The organism is Sinorhizobium numidicum (genome assembly GCF_029892045.1).
Classification (GTDB): Bacteria; Pseudomonadota; Alphaproteobacteria; order Rhizobiales; family Rhizobiaceae; genus Sinorhizobium; species Sinorhizobium numidicum.
This window is the reverse complement of sequence record NZ_CP120367.1, coordinates 1240627-1259557: the sequence shown is the minus strand read 5'-3', so window position 1 is coordinate 1259557 and position 18931 is coordinate 1240627. Positions and strand designations below refer to the sequence as shown.

The following is an 18931-nucleotide window of genomic DNA, read 5'->3' as shown; positions in this document are numbered from 1 at the left end:
TCACACCTGGAGGATGGAGGAAACGAGGAGTTGGGTATAGGGCTCGCGTGGGTCGTCCAGCACGCGATCGGTTAGCCCCTGTTCGATGACGGCGCCATCCTTCATCACCATCATCCGGTGCGAAAGGAGCCGCGCCACTGCGAGGTCGTGCGTGACGATGATCGCCGCAAGCCCGAGATCGTGCACGAGCCCGCGCACGAGATCGAGGAGGCGCGCTTGCACGGAGACGTCGAGACCGCCGGTCGGCTCGTCCATGAAGACGAGGCGCGGAGAGGTCACGAGATTGCGGGCGATCTGCAGTCGCTGGCGCATGCCGCCGGAAAAAGCGCGCGGCTGGTCGTCGATCCGGTCCTCGCCGATCTCGACACGGGTGAGCCAGTCCATCGCGGCGGCGCGGATGTTCCCATAGTGGCGATCTCCGATAGCCATCAGCCGCTCGCCGACATTGGCGCCGGCGGAAACCGTCATACGCAACCCATCGGCCGGATTCTGGTGCACGAAACCCCAGTCTGTGCGCATAAGAAAGCGCCGTTCGGCCTCACCCATGCGGGAAAGATCGCGGTATTGGCCGTCGCGCATATGGTATTCGACGATACCGGAGGTCGGCATCAGCCGGGTCGAAAGGCAGGAAAGCAGCGTGGTCTTGCCAGAGCCGGACTCGCCGACAACGGCGAGCACCTCGCCCGGATAAAGCTCGAAGGAGACATTGCGGCATCCGATGCGGCTTCCGTAGAACCTTGAGACGTCGTTCACTTTCAGAAGCGGTACGGCACTCATTCTGCGGCCTCCTGGCGGGCGAGCATCGGGCCGGCATGGCCGTGCGCCCGTCGGTCTTCGCAATGGTCGGTATCCGAACAGACGAACATGCGTCCGCCCTTGTCGTCGAGCACAACTTCGTCGAGATAGACGTCCTCGGCACCGCAGAGCGCGCAGGGCCTGTCGAATTTTTGAATCTCGAAGGGATGGTCTTCGAAGTCGAGGCTGACGACCTCGGTATAGGGCGGCACGGCGTAAATCCGCTTCTCGCGTCCGGCGCCGAAGAGCTGCAGCGCTTCCGACATGTGCATCTTCGGATTGTCGAACTTCGGCGTCGGTGAGGGGTCCATCACATAGCGAGCCTCGACCTTCACCGGATAGGCATAGGTCGTGGCGATATGGCCGTTGCGGGCGATGTCCTCGTAGAGCTTCACATGCATGAGGCCGTATTCTTCGAGCGCATGCATCTTGCGCGTCTCAGTCTCGCGCGGCTCCAGAAAACGCAGGGGTTCGGGGATCGGCACTTGATAGACCAGCGTCTGGCCTTCCTTCAGCGGCTCCTCGGGAATGCGATGCCGCGTCTGGATGATCGTCGCCTCCTTTGTCTTCGTAGTGATGGCCACATTGGCGACCTTTTGGAAGAAGGCGCGGATCGAGACCGCGTTGGTCGTGTCGTCGGCCCCCTGATCGATGACCTTCAGCACGTCGTCCGGCCCGAGGATCGAGGCGGTGACCTGCACGCCGCCGGTGCCCCAGCCATAGGGCATCGGCATTTCGCGCGAGGCAAAGGGCACTTGGTAGCCGGGAATCGCAATGGCTTTGAGGATCGCCCGCCGGATCATCCGCTTCGTCTGTTCGTCGAGATAGGCAAAATTGTAGGTGGCAAGGTCGTTCATTCGGCGGCCTCCTTCATGCCGTCCTCACCGCCGGCGCGGGCGGCCTCATAGTCGCGGCGCATGCGTCGCACTAGGTCGAGTTCGGCCTGGAAATCGACGTAGTGGGGCAGCTTCAGGTGCTCGACGAAGCCAGTCGCCTGAACGCTGTCGGCGTGCGAGATGACGAATTCCTGGTCCTGGGCGGGCGCGACGATGTCCTCGTTGAACTCGTCGGTCCTGAGCGCCCGGTCGACAAGCGACATCGACATCGCCTTGCGCTCGCTCTGGCCGAAGACGAGGCCGTAGCCGCGAGTGAATTGGGGCGGCTGCTTGGCGGAACCCTTGAACTGGTTGACCATCTGGCATTCGGTGACGCGGATGACGCCGAGCGACACTGCAAACCCGAGTTCCGGCAGATCCAGCTCGACCTCGACCTCGCCGATCCTGACCTCGCCGACGAAGGGATGGGTGCGGCCATAACCGCGCTGGGTGGAATAGGCGAGTGCCAGCAGGAAGCCCTCGTCGCCGCGGGCAAGCGCCTGCAATCGAAGATCGCGCGGCATCGGGAACTCCATCGGCTCACGCGTGAGATCACCCATCACATGGCCTTCAGGCATCTCGCCGTCGCCTTCGATCAGGCCCTCCCCACCGAGGATGTCGGAAACGCGCATCACCTGCTCGCCCGGCTCCTTGACCGCCGGCTCGGCGACGGGTTCGTCGTTGATCAGCGACGGATCGAGCAGGCGATGGGTGTAGTCGAAGGTGGGGCCGAGAAGCTGGCCGCCCGGCAGGTCCTTATAGGTCGCCGAGACGCGGCGCTCGACCTTCATGTTCGCGGTGTCGATCGGCTCGGAATAGCCGAAGCGGGGCAGGGTGGTGCGGTAGGCGCGCAGGATGAAGATCGCTTCGATCATGTCGCCGCGGGACTGACGTACCGCCAGTGCGGCAAGCGAGCGATCGTAGAGCGAGGCCTCCGCCATAACCCGGTCGACCGCAAGACCAAGCTGTGCGACGACCTGTTCGATGGTGATCGACGGCAGAGAACGGTCGCCGCGACGGCGGTCGGCGAGGAGGCGGTGGGCATTGGCGATGGCGGCTTCTCCGCCTTTGACGGCTACATACATGGATCACGCCTCCTCCGGAGCGGGATGAGGAAAAGTGTGAAGCGGCTTTCCGCCCGGATCCCGCTCACTTCGATCAAATGAGAGTCTCGTCGTGCGCGGCAGGCAGAGCACCGCGTCCTCCGCTGTGAGCACGAGGTCGATGCCGCGCGGGAAAACGGCGCGGTTGGCGGTCCAGAAATCGAGGAAGACATCCGGCAGCCCCAACGGCGCTACCTCGATCTCATCCTTGATCCCTGGCCCCCGCGCGATCAGCGGCTGGCCGCTCGTCAGCGCTTCGACTTCGACGACCAGCGTCGTCGAGCGGTCGGGAAATTCCTGCGTGCCGAGGGCGAACTGATCGAAGCCCGGCACGCTGCCGCCCTTCTCGATGAAGGCAAAGCGGGCCTCGCCCTTGTCCTCGGTCAGGCTCGCGCCGGTGTGGAAGGCGATCCATCGCGGCACGGCGGACTTGGCAAGCGCTGGCGAAAGCCAGACAGGTGTGTCGTGATCGCAGAGCGTCAGGGCAACGGCGCCGCTCGCTCGGCAGAGCGGGGACGGCGGCGTCGCCAATGCGGAGATGCGGCCAACGGTGCCCGGCTGGGCGAAACTATCCATGAAGGCGCGGAACACCGATTGCGCCTCGAAGACCGGATCGGCGAAGGCGCCGGCGTAGATTTGCGATGCCATCAGTCGTCTCCCCGCACCATGGTGAAGAAATCAACGCGGGTCGCGGCTGTTTCCGCCGCCTTGCGGCGGTCCTCGGCCCCGATGCGCGCCGCAATCCGCCGGTGCAGCGCGTCGACGGCCGGTCGATGCGCCTCATTCTGCAAAAGCGCGTCGAAGATCGCCGCAAAGCGGGCGCGCTCCTTGTCGGTGCCGAGCAATTGCCCGTGGCCGATCTCGCCGGTCGAGAGCCGGACGGTGGCGCGGGACACAGTTGCTTCGCCAAGGTTGAAAGGATCCCCGCCGCCGCCGATGCGGCCGCGCACCATGACCAGTCCTGTTTCGGGACCCCGTACGAGCGCGACTTCCGGCTTGTCGGCGATCGCCTCCCAAGCGGTCGAGAGTTCGCTAAGAGTAGCGCGTGCGAGAAGCCGCATGCCTTCCCTGCGTTCGGCGGCCTCGGGCAGGGCCTCATGTTTTTTTGTTGCGTCCATCATCGTACCTCGAAATGTCTATTGATCTAGACAACTATACATCTTATACTCTTTCTTAGCGCTCGCAAATGACAGGCTTGTGACATCAATGGCGAAAATGGCAGTGAGAAAAATGGTCGAGCGGCAGACAGGCGTGGCGCTCTGGCGGCAGATCGCCGATCGTATCCGGCTGGCGATCAGCAATGGCGATTACGACGCGACCGGCATGGTTCCGCCGGAGATGGCACTGGCGCGGGAATTCGGCGTCAACCGCCACACGGTGCGCAGTGCCTTGGCAGCGCTTGCGGAGGAGGGGCTTGTGCGCGCCGTGCAGGGGCGCGGCACGCTCATTGAGCGCAAGGAGCGGGTGACGTACCCGATCTCTCGCCGCACCCGCTTCTCGCAGGGGCTCGGGCGGCAGGTAAAGGAAATCGGCTCCAAGCTGCTTGATCATAGAGAGGTACCGGCGAGCCACGAGACCGCGGCGCCGCTCGGCCTTTCGCCGGGCGCGCCGCTCATCGAGCTGCGTACCGTCAGCAGCGGCGACGGTCGCCCGCTGTCAGTAGCCGTCGGCTATTTTCCGGCCGACCGCTTCCCGAAAATGGCCGAGGAATATGCCCGTCTCGGTTCCGTCACCAAGGCCTTCGCGGCCCAGGGGCTCGACGACTACGTCCGCGTTTCGACGGAGATCGTCGCGCGGCATGCCGATACGGACGAGCTCGCCCTCCTCAAGCTGTCGCCCGGCGCGATCATCCTGGAGGCGCAAGCGGTCAATGCCGATCTCGAAGGCCGGCCCGTCGAATATTCACGCACCCGCTTTGCCGCCGACCGCATGAAGCTTCGGATAGAGACCTAGTCTAGGTGCGGTTCAGGGTCAGTTCGATCCGGACGGATTGTCCCGTGGCCAGATTTTCCTTCCGGCGTACTCCCGATTTGACCGGCAGGAGAAACGACTGCGATGCCTTGTCAGGAAAGATCGACGTCGTCCATTCGGTGTTGCCTGCCCGTGCGATCACGGGTTCACTACGCCATCCCCGCGTTTTTGGTTCGGCCAGGAATTTGATCTGCCGCGCAATGTCCTTCGGCAGCGTGACGAAATCCCAGCCGCCTTTTCCCGGATAGAGCCAAAGCTCCGCATCAAACTCGAATTCTTTCATCTGCTCCTCTAATCTAGCTTCGTACCATTTTTCCTCGGCGCGATTTCGAATTCAATCGCCGCCGTGCTGCCGGCGATTGGCCTGACACTTATATCCACACAGCGCGCGTGCGCCCCCAAATAAGGCGAGCGCGCCGCATTTCCGACGTCTTCTTGCCGCATCTACTAAGCTTGCATCAGGATCCACGCATTGTCTTCTCTGGGGGAGAATGGAAATGACGACGTGGCGACCCGATCCTTCCTTCTATCCATCTCCGCGCATGGCTGCGAAGGCTCCGAAAGAGACGATCGCCTACGTGGCGGCCTTTGATCCCGACCGGCAACGGCCGGACGCGATCGCCGTCATCGATGTCGATCCGGCATCTGCGAGCTATTCCCAAATCGTCGGGCAGGTGGACATGCCGAATGTCGGCGACGAGCTCCATCATTTCGGCTGGAACGCCTGTTCGTCCTGCCTGTGTCCGAACGCGCCGCATCCGCATGTGGAGCGCCGCTACCTCGTCGTGCCCGGGCTGAGGTCGTCGCGGCTGCACATCGTCGATACGAAACCCGATCCCAGGAACCCGCGGATCGTCCGCGTCATCGGGCCTTCGGAAATCGCCGATAGGGCAAACTATTCCCGATTGCACACGATTCATTGCGGACCCGAGGGAATCTACGTCAACGCGCTTGCGGACCGCGACGGCAATGCGCCGGGCGGCATCTTCCTGCTGGACCATGATAGTTTCGACGTGCTCGGCCAATGGGAGATGGATCGCGGACCGCAAAGGCTCGCCTATGACTTCTGGTGGCATCTCGGTCACGACACGATGATCACCAGCGAATGGGGTACGCCCGATACTTTCGAAAATGGTCTTGTTCCGGAAGTGCTTCTCGGCTCAAACTATGGACGCAAGCTGCATTTCTGGGACCTGCACAAGCGCAAGCACCTCCAGGAAATCGACTTCGGCGAGGAACATCAACTCGTCTTCGAATTGCGTCCTGCCCATGATCCGACCAAGGCCTACGGCTTCGTCGGCTGCGTCATCAGCCTCAAGGATCTCTCCGCATCGATCTGGACCTGGTATCGCGACGGCGATCAGTGGGCGGCGAAGAAAGTGATCGAAATTCCGGCGGAGCCGGCCGATCCGGATCTGTTGCCGCCCGTGCTCAAGGACTTCAAGGCAGTCGCGCCGCTCGTCACCGATATCGATCTCTCGATGGATGATCGTTTCCTCTATGTTTCCTGCTGGGGCACGGGCGACATGATCCAGTATGATGTTTCCGATCCCCTCGCGCCCAAAGAGACGGGGCGGATTCGGATCGGCGGGATCGTTTCCCGCGCGACGCATCCGAAGGCCGCAAACGGCGCGCTCAACGGTGGTCCGCAGATGGTGGAAATCAGCCGTGACGGCAAACGAATCTATTTCACCAACTCACTCTACGGCGCGATCGATCCACAATTCTACCCGGACGGCATTGATGGCTGGATGGTGAAGCTGGACGCCGGCGACAATGGCGGGATTTCCTTCGACGAGAATTTCTTCGTCGACTGGCCGAAGGGCCACCGCCCGCATCAGGTTCGGCTCGAAGGCGGCGATTGCTCTTCGGATTCCTACTGCTATCCATGAGGGATGTGGGGCGGCGTCCCACCGTTGCGAATGACGGATTTCTGGCCCTGGATATCGTTGGCGGGCCTTGGAGCGTTTCACGGCGCCAACCCCGCGATGGGCTGGCTCTTCGCCGTGGCGCTCGGTCTCCACCGGCAAAGTGTGCGCGTCGTCTGGCTGTCCCTGGTTCCGATCGCCATCGGCCATGCCGCCTCCATCGCGATGGTGTTGATCATGCTGGCCGCATTCGGAGCGGTCGTGGATTTGCGTAACCTACAGTTCGTTACCGCCCTCGCCATTCTCGGTGTGGCCGGATATCTCGGCTTTTACGGACATCGCCACCGCGTCAGGGTCGGCATGCGCACCGGCATGACGGGCCTCGCGCTATGGTCCTTCCTCGTGGCGACGAGCCATGGGGCGGGACTGATGCTGGTGCCTGCGGTCCTGAACCTCTGCCTCGCGGATCACGCCGGGATCGTCGGCATGACCAACTCGCTTCCAGTCTCGCTTGCCGCCATTAGCGTGCATACCGTCGCGATGCTCGCCGTCACTGCGGCGGTCGCACTCATCGTCTTCGGCTGGCTCGGTCTTCAGGCTCTGCGCTCGGCGTGGATCAACTTCGACCGCCTCTGGACGATTGCACTCGGCGCGACCGGCCTCATTCTCCTCATCGGATGAGTTCGCTCGCCGCTGATCCTACTGCCTCTGCGACTTCACAAAATCGATATAGGACCGGACGTCTGCGGCGGGTTCGGCGTAAGCGTTGCCGAGCGATGTCTCCATATTTGCCATGTAGGTTTTCGCCCAATCCGGCAGGGGGTAGTCGATCACCGCTAGAAACTCGAGCGTTGCAGCAAGCCTTATGTCGGCGATCGACGGCTTGGCTCCGCCGATGAACGGCTTATCGCCCATATAGAACATGTGGAAGACCTCGAGCGGTTCGGCGATCGCCTCCACGGCTGCCTTGCGCGCTCGCTCCTTGGTTTCCGCATCGGCGTCGCTATGGCCGACCTCGCCCGGATATTGCGGGAAATTGAGCGCCGGGTAGGTGGCTCGTGCGAGATAGGGATAGAACGTGCCGATCAGGTAGAACATCGCGCTGTCGATCATCGCGCGCGTCTCGGGATCCTTCGGATAAAAGCCATCGAGCCCATGCTTGTTGCAGAGATATTGCATGATCGCACAGCTTTCCCAGAGCGCGCCCTTGGGGAGATCCGCCGTTTCGATCATCGGCGTCAGATGCGAGGGCGCCCGCGCCAGATATTCGGCGGAGCGCGTCTGCCCGTAGACGTCATGTTCGCTGAAATCGAGTTTTGCCGCCCTCAGGAACACGCGAACCGTCATGTTGTTGACGCTGGGCTTGATGACATTGAGCTTTATCGCGGCCATGTCCGATCCTCCCTCTTGCTCTCTTCTATTGTAACGATCTTCGCCGGACCATCATGAAGGGTATGGGTTCTTCGCTGCGCGGTCCGCCGACAGCGTCGGCCGCGCGCGTTCGATCAGCGCCTCGATTGCGTCGGCGAGATGCACTTCGGCGATGTTGTAGTCGCCGCGCGCGGTCCTGATCCTATGTGCCTCCATCAGCACGTCGGCATGGGTATGCCCGGGCGGCGGCTCGAAGCGATAGGATGCAAGTTCTATCAGGAGGCCGAGCGGGTCCTCGAAATAGATCGAATCCATAAAGCCGCGATCTTTCACGCCGCTGTGCCTGATGCTCCGTTCGGTGAGACGCTCGACCGCCTGCTGGAACGTCGCACGCGAAACGGCGAAGGCGATGTGATGGACGCAGCCGGTATCCGTCGATGTACGTTTCGGATCGGGCTTGCGAGTCTCATCCGTGAAGACGGTGATGAGGCGACCGTCCCCCGGATCGAAATAGAGATGGCTCTCCGAGGCCCTGTCGAGGTTCGGCTGTTCGAAGATGAAGGGCATGCCGAGAATGCCCTCCCAGAAGTCGATCGATGTCTGCCGGTCCGCGCCGACGAGCGTGATGTGATGGACTCCTTGCGCCTGAAGCTTTCGCATTGCCGTCCTCCCTGGCGATCCGCGCATTGCACTTTTCTAATCCGTTTGGGCGCGGCACCATCCAATTGTCCCCCGTGCCGAAGAGAAGGCAAGGGCCATTCCGCTTTCACGCAAACGTCAGACGTTCCGCCGCTTGCCTTCGATGAGATCGAGCAGCGCGCGGGCGGCATCGAGCACATGCGTGCCAGGGCCGAAGACGGCGGAGACGCCGTTCTCCATCAGATATTGATAATCCTGTCGTGGGATGACGCCGCCGCAGACGACGATGATGTCTTCGCCGCCGCGCTTCTTCAGCGCTTCGGCGAGCTGCGGCATCAGCGTCTTGTGACCGGCCGCAAGCGAGGACACACCGACGACAGTAACCTCTTCGGCCAGTGCCAGTTCTGCGGCCTCCTCCGGCGTCTGGAAAAGCGGGCCCGCAACGACATCGAAGCCGATGTCGCCGAAGGCCGAGGCGATCAGCTTGGCGCCGCGGTCGTGCCCGTCCTGGCCGAGTTTGGCGACCATGATCTTCGGCTTGTGACCGAGCCGCTTGGTGACTTCGCCGAGCCGCCCGGCGAGCACGCCGAGTTCCGGGTCGCCCTCAAAGGCCTTGCCGTAGATGTCGGTAACGACTTCCGGGATCGCGGTATGGTCGCCGAAGGCTTGCCGCATCGCGTCCGAGATTTCGCCGACGGTCGCGCGCGCCCGTGCAGCTTCGACGGCGGCCGCGAGCAGATTGCCCTTGCCGCTCCTTGCCACCTCGGCCAGCGCCTCAATCGATTCCTTCACCTTTTGTGAGTCCCGGCGCCGTTTCGTCTCTTCGATACGCCTGATCTGTGCTGCGCGGACAGCCGAGTTGTCGATCTGGAGAATGTCGAGCGGCTCCTCGTTTTCGAGCCGGTGTTTGTTGACGCCGACGATGACTTCCTCGCCCTTATCGACCGCCGCCTGGCGGCGCGTCGCGGCCTCTTCGATCAACCGCTTCGGCAGGCCGGCATCGACCGCCTTGGTCATGCCGCCGACCGCTTCCACTTCCTCGATCAAGGCCCAGGCCTTTTCCGCAAGCTCGTTCGTCAGGCTCTCGACATAATAGGAGCCGGCGAGCGGATCGACGACCTTCGTCACGCCCGCCTCGTGCTGCAGGATGAGCTGTGTGTTGCGGGCGATCCGGGCGGAAAAATCCGTTGGCAGCGCCATCGCCTCGTCGAAGGAGTTGGTGTGCAGCGACTGCGTACCGCCCAGCACCGCCGACATCGCCTCAAAGGCGGTGCGGATGATATTGTTGTAGGGATCCTGCTCGGCAAGGGACACGCCGGATGTCTGGCAGTGGGTCCTCAGCATCAGCGAGGATGCGTTCTTCGGCTCGAACTCCTTCATGATCCGCGTCCACAGGAAGCGCGCCGCACGGAGCTTCGCGGCCTCCATGAAGAAATTCATGCCGATGGCGAAGAAGAAGGAAAGCCGGCCGGCGAAATCGTCGACATTCAGCCCCTTGGCAAGCGCCGCGCGCACATATTCGCGCCCGTCGGCAAGGGTGAAGGCAAGCTCCTGCACCAGCGTCGCTCCGGCCTCCTGCATGTGATAGCCGGAGATCGAGATCGAATTGAACTTCGGCATCTCCTTCGCCGTGAACTCGATGATGTCGGCGACGATCCGCATCGAGGGTTCGGGCGGATAGATATAGGTGTTGCGGACCATGAACTCCTTGAGGATGTCGTTCTGGATGGTCCCGGAGAGCTTGTCGCGGGAGACCCCCTGTTCCTCGCCGGCGACGATGAAATTGGCGAGGATCGGGATGACCGCGCCGTTCATCGTCATCGAGACCGAGATCTTGTCGAGCGGAATGCCGTCGAAGAGGATCTTCATGTCCTCGACCGAGTCGATGGCGACCCCCGCCTTGCCGACGTCGCCGACGACGCGCGGATGGTCGCTGTCATAGCCGCGATGGGTGGCAAGGTCGAAGGCGACCGACACGCCCTGCTGCCCGGCGGCGAGGTTCCGCCGATAGAAGGCATTGGAAGCCTCTGCGGTGGAGAAGCCGGCATATTGCCGGATAGTCCAGGGCCGGCCAGCATACATCGTCGCGCGCGGTCCACGCACGAAGGGCTCGAAGCCGGGCAGCGAATCGAGGTGCCCAATGCCGGCAAGATCCTCGCGCGTATAGAGCGGCTTGACGTCGATGCCCTCCGGCGTGTGCCAGGTGAGGCTTTCCGGCGAGGCGTTCAGCTCGCGCACGGCGAGAGTTTCCCAGTCTTTGAGTGTCTTGTCAGTCATCGGCGCCACTCCATTCAAAGCGGACTCGCTCGCTGTGCGGGGCACCCCCCTCGGCGCTGCCGGGCATCTCCCCAACAAGGGGGGATATAGAGGAGGCACCGTTTTGCGCCACTTCGACCTCATGCAGCGCGGCCAAGGCTTTCGTACAGAGGAAGCGGCGAGCCCGCCCCTTGCCAATCTCCCCCCTTGTGGGGGAGATGCCCGGCAGGGCAGAGGGGGGTGTCAACGCCTCCCCTGGAAGTCCCGCTTCCATCACTCGAACTCCATGATGAGTTCATCGACAGCGAGACTCGCGCCGGCGCCGATCGCCACGCGCTTGACCGTCGCCCGCTTTTCCGCCCGTAATATGTTTTCCATCTTCATCGCCTCCACGACCGCGATCGCCTGCCCGGCCTCGACCGTATCGCCGGCTTTGACCGCAATCGAGGTTACGACGCCGGGCATCGGGCAAAGCAGCATCTTCGACGTGTCCGGCGGTAGCTTCTTCGGCATCAACCGGGCGAGTTCGGCAACCCGTGGGGTCCTGACGCGGGCGACCACATCGACCCCGCGCCAGCGCAGCCGGATGCCAGTTCCGGCAAGCTCGACCTTCACGGCCATCGGCTGATTGTCGATGTTGAAGGTGGCAAGCGTGCGGCCGGGCACCCAGTCGGTAGCGACCGAAACAGCACGATCGTCGGCAAAACGGACATAGGCACCGTCGGCGGACGCTCGGCAGGTGATCCGGAACTCGCGCTCGCCAAGGCGTGCCACCCAGTCATGGCCGATGACGCGTCGGTGGTTGCCGATCGTTCCGGAAATCTGACCGGCGCGCTCCTGCAGCGCCTGATTGACCGTCACCGCGACGGCGGCGAGCCTGCGCGCGGACCCTTCATCAGGCTCGACGCCCTGGAAGCCGTCGGCGAATTCTTCCGCGATATAGGCCGTGGTCAGCCGTCCCTCGCGAAACCGCTGCTGCTGCATCACCGCTGAGAGAAAGGGCAGGTTGTGGCCGATGCCTTCGACCTCGAACTCATCGAGCGCATCCGCCATCGCATCAACTGCGGTTGTCCGGTCCGGCCCCCAGGTGCAGAGCTTGGCGATCATCGGGTCGTAATACATCGAGATCTCGCCGCCGTCGAAGACGCCGGTATCGTTGCGGATGACGGTGCCGTCGTCCTGCCGGCCCTCCTGGGGCGGGCGATAGCGCGTCAGTCGGCCGATCGACGGCAGGAAGTTGCGGTAAGGATCTTCCGCATAGAGCCGGCTTTCGATCGCCCAGCCGTCAAGCTTCACGTCGTCCTGGCCGAACGTGAGTTTCTCGCCGGCGGCGACCCTTATCATCTGCTCAACGAGATCGAGGCCGGTGACGAGTTCGGTCACCGGATGTTCCACCTGAAGACGGGTGTTCATCTCAAGAAAATAGAAGTTGCGTTTTGCATCGACGATGAACTCGACCGTACCGGCGGAATGGTAGCCGACCGCTTTGGCAAGCGCTACCGCCTGCTCGCCCATGGCGCGCCGTGTCTTGTCGTCGATGAACGGCGATGGCGCCTCTTCGATGACCTTCTGGTTTCGACGCTGGATCGAGCATTCGCGCTCGCCAAGATAGAGCGTGTTGCCATGCTTGTCGCCGATCACCTGGATTTCGATATGGCGAGGTTCGGTCACGAATTTTTCGATGAAGATGCGGTCATCGCCGAAGGAGCTTTTCGCCTCGTTCTTCGACGATTGGAAGCCCTCGCGCGCCTCCCTCTCGTTCCAGGCGATGCGCATGCCCTTGCCGCCGCCGCCGGCCGACGCTTTGATCATTACGGGAAAGCCGATGGAGGACGCGATCCGAACGGCCTCGTCCGCGTCCTCGATCAGCCCCATATGGCCGGGAACAGTGGAAACGCCCGCTTGTGCCGCGATCTTTTTCGAGGTGATCTTGTCTCCCATCGCCTGGATCGCCCGAACCGGCGGCCCGATGAACGTGACGCCCTCCTTCTCCAGCGCCTCGGCGAAGGCGGCATTTTCCGAAAGGAAGCCGTAGCCCGGATGAACGGCGTCGGCGCCAGTCTTGCGGATGGCGTCCAACATCTTATCGATGACGATGTAGGACTGGCTCGAAGGCGACGGCCCGATATGGACGGCCTCGTCCGCCATACGCACATGCATGGCGTCGCGGTCGGCGTCGGAATAGACGGCGACGGTCGGAATGCCGAGCTTCTTGGCGGTGCGGATGACGCGGCAGGCGATTTCGCCACGATTGGCGATAAGGATTTTTTTAAACATGCGTTTCTCTTTGAATCCCTTCTGTCGCATCAGCGCGTGAACTTTCGCCGGTAACGCAGCAAGGCGACGGAGGAAGCGGCCGCCGCGCCGCCAAAAAGGAGGGTGAAGGGGATAGCCACCGTAACGACAGCAAGGAAGGGATTGGTTGCCCGCGCAATATGGGTTGCAACGGCGCCGATATTCAGCCAGATCAGCGCGCCTGCTACAGCTGCGCCGACGAGCATGCCGCAAAGTGCACTCACCGCCACCCAGTACAGCGTCTGCCGAAGGTCGCGGCCGGCCGCTTCAGGCGTCATGACGGGTCGATGCTCCGGTTTCATCGCAAACTTCCATCAGAGCGGTATCGTGTCGTGCTTGCGCCAGCGCGTCTCCACCTGCTTGTTGCGCAGTGAGGCGAAAGCCCGCGCGATGCGGCGGCGTGATGAATGGGGCATGATCACCTCGTCGATGAAGCCGCGTTCGGCGGCGACGAAAGGATTGGCGAAGCGCTCCTCGTATTCCCTCGTCCGTGCGGCGATCTTTTCCGGATCGCCGAGCTCGGAGCGATAGAGGATCTCGGTCGCTCCCTTAGCGCCCATCACGGCGATCTCGGCTGTCGGCCAGGCATAGTTGACATCGGCGCCGATGTGCTTCGACGCCATAACGTCGTAGGCGCCGCCATAGGCCTTGCGGGTAATCAGCGTCACCATCGGCACGGTCGCCTGGCTGTAGGCGAAGAGCAACTTGGCGCCGTGCTTGATGACGCCGCCATATTCCTGGGCGGTGCCGGGGAGGAATCCGGGAACGTCGACGAGCGTCAGGATCGGGATTGAGAAGGCATCGCAGAAGCGCACGAAACGAGCGGCCTTGCGCGAGGAGTCGATGTCGAGGCAGCCGGCAAGCACCATCGGCTGGTTTGCGACGACCCCAACCGTCTGGCCTTCGATCCGAATGAAGCCGATGACGATGTTGCGGGCGAAATTCGCCTGCAGCTCGAAGAAATCACCTTCGTCAGCAACGGCGAGGATCAGTTCCTTCATGTCGTAGGGTTTGGCGGCGCTGTCCGGGATCAGACTGTCGAGTCGCATTTCGAGGCGTCCCGGATCGTCGTGGAACGGGCGCACCGGCGGCTTCTCGCGATTGTTCAGCGGCAGGAAATCGAAGAGCAGCCGGACATGCTCGAGCGCTTCGATATCATTCTCATAGGCGCCGTCGGCGACGGACGACCTCGTCGTATGCGTACGCGCGCCGCCGAGTTCCTCCGCCGTGACGATCTCATTGGTGACCGTCTTCACGACATCGGGGCCGGTCACGAACATGTAGGACGAGTCACGCACCATGAAGATGAAATCCGTCATCGCCGGGGAATAAACGGCACCGCCGGCGCAGGGTCCCATGATGACCGAAATTTGCGGAATGACGCCGGAGACTTCGGCATTGCGGCGGAAAACCTCGGCGTAGCCGGCAAGCGACGCGACACCCTCCTGGATACGGGCGCCGCCGGAGTCATTGAGGCCGATGACCGGCGCGCCATTGCGGGCAGCCATATCCATGATCTTGCAAATCTTCTGCGCATGGGTCTCGGAGAGCGAACCCCCAAGGACGGTGAAATCCTGCGAGAAGACATAGACCTGCCGGCCGTTGATCGTGCCCCAGCCGGTGACGACGCCGTCGCCCGCCACCTTCTGGCTCTCCATGCCGAAATCGACGCAGCGGTGCGTCACATACATGTCGTATTCTTCGAAAGACCCCTCGTCGAGCAGCACATCGATGCGTTCGCGCGCCGTGAGCTTGCCCTTGCCGTGCTGCGCAATGACGCGGCGCTCGCCGCCGCCGGCCCTTGCCTGCGCCCGGCGGCCCTCGACCTGTTCAAGTATGGCGCGCATTGCTCTCCTCCCATTTTTTGCTGATTGTGCAGAGGCTTCGCAAGGATCGCAATAGCGTCGAAGGTCGCCTGGCAAAACTGCCGATCATGTGCAAATGTGGAACATAGAACATTGTAAAACGTAAATTGCAAAGTTGCGAACATGGCGATCGGCAAGCTTTACATCGGCCGCAAGGTTCGGGAACTGCGCGAAGCAAACCGCGCGACGCAGGGGCAGTTCGCCGAGCGCATCGGCATCTCGACGAGCTATCTGAACCAGATCGAGAACAATCAGCGGCCGGTCTCGGCCGCGGTGCTTCTTGCGCTTGCGGAAAAATTCCAGATCGATATCGCCGAGCTTTCCTCTGGCGAGGGCGACAGACTGCTATCTGCTCTCTCGGAGGCGCTGAGCGATCCGCTGTTCGAGACCTATTCGCCGAGCCTTCAGGAACTGAAGCTCGTCGCCCAGAATGCGCCTGGGCTGGCGCATGCGCTGATCAAGTGCCATCAGGCCTATAGGCGCAACAGCGAACAACTCGCGAGCATCGACGATACGATCGGCCGCGGCGCCTCCTTCGTCGAGACGACTCCCTACGAGGAGGTGCGCGACTTCTTCCACTTCGTTGACAACTATATTCACGAGGTCGACTCTCTCGCCGAGAAGCTTGCCGGCGAACTCGGTCTCGGGGAGGGTGACAATCACGCCGCGCTCGCGACCTATCTCGAACAGCGGCACGGTGTGCGCGTCGTCCGCGGCGTTGCCGGCGACGAGCGATCCGCCGCTTCGACCCGCGCGCCCGCATCCTGACCGTGAACCCTTACGCGCCGGCGGCCACGCGTGACTTCCAACTCGCGCTGCAGATCGCCCAGCTTCATGCCCGCGAGGAGATCGATCGGATCGCCGGCAGTGCCGGCTTCCGCACTGAAGAGGCCTATGAGATCTGTCGCATCGGCCTGCAGAATTATTTCGCCGGCGCCCTGATCCTGCCCTACCAGTCCTTTCTCAAGGCAGCCCGCGACTTGAGGCATGACATGGAACTGCTCGCCGCCCGGTTCGGCGCATCGCTCGAGCAGGTCTGCCACCGGCTTTCGACCCTGCAACGGCCGGGACAGAAGGGTATTCCGATCTTCTTCGCCCGCATCGACCGGGCAGGCAACATTACCAAGCGTCACAGCGCGGCCAAGCTGCAATTCGCCCGGTTCGGTGCGGCCTGTCCCCTCTGGAACGTGCATCAGGCTTTCGAGACGCCGGGCAGAATCATCCGCCAGCTCGCCGAGACGCCGGACGGCGTGCGTTATCTCTGTCTCGCCACCCAGATCACCAAGGGTGGGGGCGGCTACCGCGCCGCCCATCCGCGCTACGCCTTGGCACTCGGCTGCGAGATCTCCTACGCCGACGCCTTCGTCTATGCCGACGACATGGACCTCGGCAACCGCGCCGCCTTCGATCCGATCGGCATCTCCTGCCGCATCTGCGAGCGCACCAAATGCGCAAGCCGCGCCGTGCCGCCGCTGAAGCGCAAGCTGGTCGTCGACCATGACATGCGCGGCGCTCTGCCGTATCGTCTAAGCGAGAGCTGAGCCTCATCTCTGTTCGTTTCTGAACAGACGCTGTGTGAATTTGCGTCTGTGCCTGTACGAAGTTTGGTGTAGTAGGGGCAGAAGCAGTCAATGTGCGGTCAGGGAGGACATGCATATGGATTTTCGCCTGTCGGAGGAGCAGGAGGCCATCCGCGCGATGGCGCTCGATTTTGCCCGGGACGAATTGGCGCCCCATGCCGTCGACTGGGACCAGCAGAAACACTTTCCGGTAGAGACGCTGCGCGCTGCGGCGGCGCTCGGCATGGCCGGCATCTATATCCGCGACGATATCGGCGGCACCGGGCTCACGCGTCTCGATGCGGCGATGATTATCGAGGCACTCGCCACCGGCTGCCCCTCGATCGCCTCCTTCGTCTCCATCCACAACATGTGCGCCGGCATGATCGATCGCTACGGTACGGACGAGCAGCGCCAGCGGCTGCTGCCGCCGCTCCTGACGATGGAGACGCTGGCGAGCTATTGCCTGACCGAGCCCGGCTCCGGTTCGGACGCGGCGGCCTTGAAAACCAAAGCGGTGCGCGAAGGTGACGCCTATGTGCTGACAGGCCAGAAGCAGTTCATCTCCGGCGCCGGCGAATCCGGCCTCTACATCGTCATGGCTCGCACCGGCGAGGAGGGACCGAAGGGCATTTCCGCCTTCGTCGTTGAGAAGGACACGCCGGGGCTGACCTTCGGCGCCAATGAGAAGAAGATGGGCTGGCACGCCCAGCCGACGCGGGCGGTGATGCTGGACAATGTCCGCGTCGCGACCGAGAACCGATTGGGTGCCGAAGGCGAAGGCTTCAAGATCGCCATGGCCGGTCTCGACGGCGGCCGGCTGAACATCGCCGCAGCCTCGCTCGGCGGCGCACAAGCCGCCTTCGACAAGGCGCTCGCCTATGTCCAGGAGCGGCGCGCTTTCGGGCGTGCGATTGGCGAGTTCCAGGCGCTGCAGTTCCGCCTGGCGGATATGGCGACCGATCTCGAAATCGCCCGCACCTTCCTCTGGCGGGCGGCCGCGGCGCTCGACGCGGGGGATCCGGAGGCGACCAAGCTCTGCGCCATGGCCAAGCGCTTCGTCACCGACCGCTGCTTTACTGTGGCCAACGACGCGCTGCAATTGCACGGCGGCTATGGCTATCTCGCCGATTATGGCGTCGAGAAGATTGTCAGGGACCTGAGGGTGCACCAGATACTCGAAGGTACCAACGAGATCATGCGGCTGATCGTGTCGCGGGCGATCATGGGACGGAAATAGGAAGGACACTCCATGGAGATGCAGACCGCATTGCCGGAAGTCATCGTCGAGCGCGACGGCGCGATCGGCAGGCTCCGGCTCAACCGGCCGCGCGCGCTGAACAGCCTTAACCTGGCGATGATCCGCGCTATCGACAAGGCGCTTACCGATTTCGAGCACGATCCGGCGATTGCCGCCGTTCTCGTGACGGGCGAGGGCGAGCGCGGCCTTTGCGCCGGCGGCGATATCCGCATGATCTACGAGAGCGGCCGCGAACGGCCGCATGAGGGCGCGCAATTTTGGCGCGAGGAGTTCATCGTCAACAGCCGCATTTCGGCCTATGCCAAGCCCTATATCGCGATCATGAACGGCATCGTCATGGGCGGCGGAGTCGGCATTTCCTCCCATGGCAGCCACCGGGTCGTCACCGAGAGCACGCGGCTCGCCATGCCGGAGACGGGAATCGGCTATTTCACCGATATCGGCGCGACCTGGCTCTTGCCGCGCGCTCCCGGCGAGTTCGGCACCTATCTGGGCTTGACCGGGCGCGATATCGGTGCGGCGGCGGCGATCTATGCGCGGCTCGCCGACAGCTTCGTTCCGTCGGAGAGGATCGAACAGCTTGTCGTGTCGCTCGGCAGGCTCCCCTCGTCGGCCACTGCCGAGGATATTTCTGCGGCGATCCGTGCCGTCTCCGGCGAGCCGCCGGCCTCCGCACTTCTCGATCATGTTTCGCTCATCGACCGTTGCTTCGCCTTCGACACAGTCGAGCAAATTCTCGAGGCGCTGGAAGAGGACGGCTCGGATTTCGCGCGCGAGACGCTGCAGCTCTTGAAGAGCCGCTCGGCGATCAGCCTCAAGCTCACGCTCTCGTTGCTCAGAGCCGGGCGGGCCAGCACCACACTCAACGAGTGCCTGGAGCGGGAATATGCAGCGACCATCGGCATGCTCGGCAATGGGGACTTCTATGAAGGCGTGCGGGCCGCGGTGATCGACAAGGATCGCAATCCTAAATGGGCGATCGGGTTTGAGGAGGTGACGCCGCAAGTGCTTGCTCGTTTCGAGCGACATGATGGTGCGCCACTGTTTGCCGCCGAGTGAGGCGATAGCGGGGC

At 62.9% G+C, this 18931-nt stretch carries 16 protein-coding genes and 2 pseudogenes; 6 read left to right on the top strand and 12 right to left on the bottom strand.

The genetic code is table 11. From position 1 onward, the window contains the following. From phnK to phnG, 5 genes and pseudogenes are all read right to left on the bottom strand, one after another. The gene (gene phnK, locus PYH37_RS05995; RefSeq protein ID WP_280730537.1) at positions 1–777 is read right to left on the bottom strand and encodes a phosphonate C-P lyase system protein PhnK; all 777 of its coding nucleotides are present in this window, start codon (positions 775–777) and stop codon (positions 1–3) included. Continuing rightward, positions 774–1652, bottom strand: a complete 879-nt coding sequence (locus PYH37_RS05990) for an alpha-D-ribose 1-methylphosphonate 5-phosphate C-P-lyase PhnJ (protein WP_280730536.1) — start codon at positions 1650–1652, stop codon at positions 774–776. Before PYH37_RS05990 ends, phnK begins: the two co-directional genes overlap by 4 nt. After that, positions 1649–2755: a carbon-phosphorus lyase complex subunit gene (locus tag PYH37_RS05985; protein ID WP_280730535.1), complete on the bottom strand. Its 1107-nt coding sequence runs from the start codon at positions 2753–2755 to the stop codon at positions 1649–1651. Before PYH37_RS05985 ends, PYH37_RS05990 begins: the two co-directional genes overlap by 4 nt. A gap of 81 nt (positions 2756–2836) precedes the next feature. Continuing rightward, positions 2837–3421, bottom strand: a pseudogene (gene phnH, locus PYH37_RS05980) (phosphonate C-P lyase system protein PhnH); the annotation flags it as partial. Beyond that, positions 3421–3891: a phosphonate C-P lyase system protein PhnG gene (gene phnG / locus PYH37_RS05975; protein WP_280732417.1), complete on the bottom strand. Its 471-nt coding sequence runs from the start codon at positions 3889–3891 to the stop codon at positions 3421–3423. The pseudogene phnH and the gene phnG, both read right to left, overlap by 1 nt. A gap of 97 nt (positions 3892–3988) precedes the next feature. On the opposite strand from phnG, the gene phnF reads away from it, so the two are divergent. Next, a complete protein-coding gene (gene phnF, locus PYH37_RS05970; RefSeq protein WP_342394615.1) occupies positions 3989–4726 on the top strand; it encodes a phosphonate metabolism transcriptional regulator PhnF in 738 nt (245 codons plus the stop codon). 1 nt (position 4727) lies between these two features. Here the strand turns inward: phnF and PYH37_RS05965 are convergent, their stop codons facing one another. Then, positions 4728–5027, bottom strand: a complete 300-nt coding sequence (locus PYH37_RS05965) for a DUF1905 domain-containing protein (RefSeq protein WP_280730533.1) — start codon at positions 5025–5027, stop codon at positions 4728–4730. 214 nt (positions 5028–5241) lie between these two features. Between PYH37_RS05965 and PYH37_RS05960 the strand changes: the two genes are divergently transcribed. Further along, positions 5242–6636, top strand: a complete 1395-nt coding sequence (locus PYH37_RS05960; RefSeq protein WP_280730532.1) for a selenium-binding family protein — start codon at positions 5242–5244, stop codon at positions 6634–6636. 30 nt (positions 6637–6666) lie between these two features. Next, complete coding sequence (locus tag PYH37_RS05955; protein ID WP_280730531.1) at positions 6667–7293, top strand: hypothetical protein; 627 nt, start codon at positions 6667–6669, stop codon at positions 7291–7293. Between the two features lie 18 nt (positions 7294–7311). Here PYH37_RS05955 and PYH37_RS05950 read toward each other — a convergent pair whose 3' ends face one another. From PYH37_RS05950 to PYH37_RS05925, 6 genes are all read right to left on the bottom strand, one after another. Beyond that, positions 7312–8004 (bottom strand): glutathione S-transferase family protein, encoded by a 693-nt coding sequence (locus tag PYH37_RS05950; protein ID WP_280730530.1) that lies wholly within the window; start codon positions 8002–8004, stop codon positions 7312–7314. 51 nt (positions 8005–8055) lie between these two features. Then, complete coding sequence (locus PYH37_RS05945) at positions 8056–8643, bottom strand: VOC family protein (protein ID WP_280730529.1); 588 nt, start codon at positions 8641–8643, stop codon at positions 8056–8058. Positions 8644–8760: 117 nt separating this feature from the next. After that, positions 8761–10899, bottom strand: a complete 2139-nt coding sequence (gene scpA, locus PYH37_RS05940; RefSeq protein ID WP_280730528.1) for a methylmalonyl-CoA mutase — start codon at positions 10897–10899, stop codon at positions 8761–8763. Between the two features lie 252 nt (positions 10900–11151). Then, on the bottom strand, positions 11152–13155 hold the full coding sequence (locus PYH37_RS05935) for an acetyl-CoA carboxylase biotin carboxylase subunit (RefSeq protein ID WP_280730527.1): 2004 nt from the start codon (positions 13153–13155) through the stop codon (positions 11152–11154). 29 nt (positions 13156–13184) lie between these two features. Further along, on the bottom strand, positions 13185–13475 hold the full coding sequence (locus PYH37_RS05930; RefSeq protein WP_280730526.1) for a hypothetical protein: 291 nt from the start codon (positions 13473–13475) through the stop codon (positions 13185–13187). Between the two features lie 12 nt (positions 13476–13487). After that, the gene (locus tag PYH37_RS05925) at positions 13488–15020 is read right to left on the bottom strand and encodes an acyl-CoA carboxylase subunit beta (RefSeq protein ID WP_280730525.1); all 1533 of its coding nucleotides are present in this window, start codon (positions 15018–15020) and stop codon (positions 13488–13490) included. 141 nt (positions 15021–15161) lie between these two features. On the opposite strand from PYH37_RS05925, the pseudogene PYH37_RS05920 reads away from it, so the two are divergent. The 3 genes and pseudogenes from PYH37_RS05920 (at position 15162) to PYH37_RS05910 (ending at position 18917) form a co-directional block, all read left to right on the top strand. Then, positions 15162–16579 (top strand): annotated as a pseudogene (locus tag PYH37_RS05920) (helix-turn-helix domain-containing protein). 115 nt (positions 16580–16694) lie between these two features. Then, positions 16695–17837 carry an isobutyryl-CoA dehydrogenase gene (locus PYH37_RS05915; RefSeq protein WP_280730524.1) on the top strand — a complete coding sequence of 381 codons (1143 nt, stop codon included), beginning with the start codon at positions 16695–16697 and terminating at the stop codon, positions 17835–17837. Positions 17838–17849: 12 nt separating this feature from the next. After that, positions 17850–18917, top strand: a complete 1068-nt coding sequence (locus tag PYH37_RS05910) for an enoyl-CoA hydratase/isomerase family protein (RefSeq protein WP_280730523.1) — start codon at positions 17850–17852, stop codon at positions 18915–18917. Positions 18918–18931: the final 14 nt, after the last annotated feature.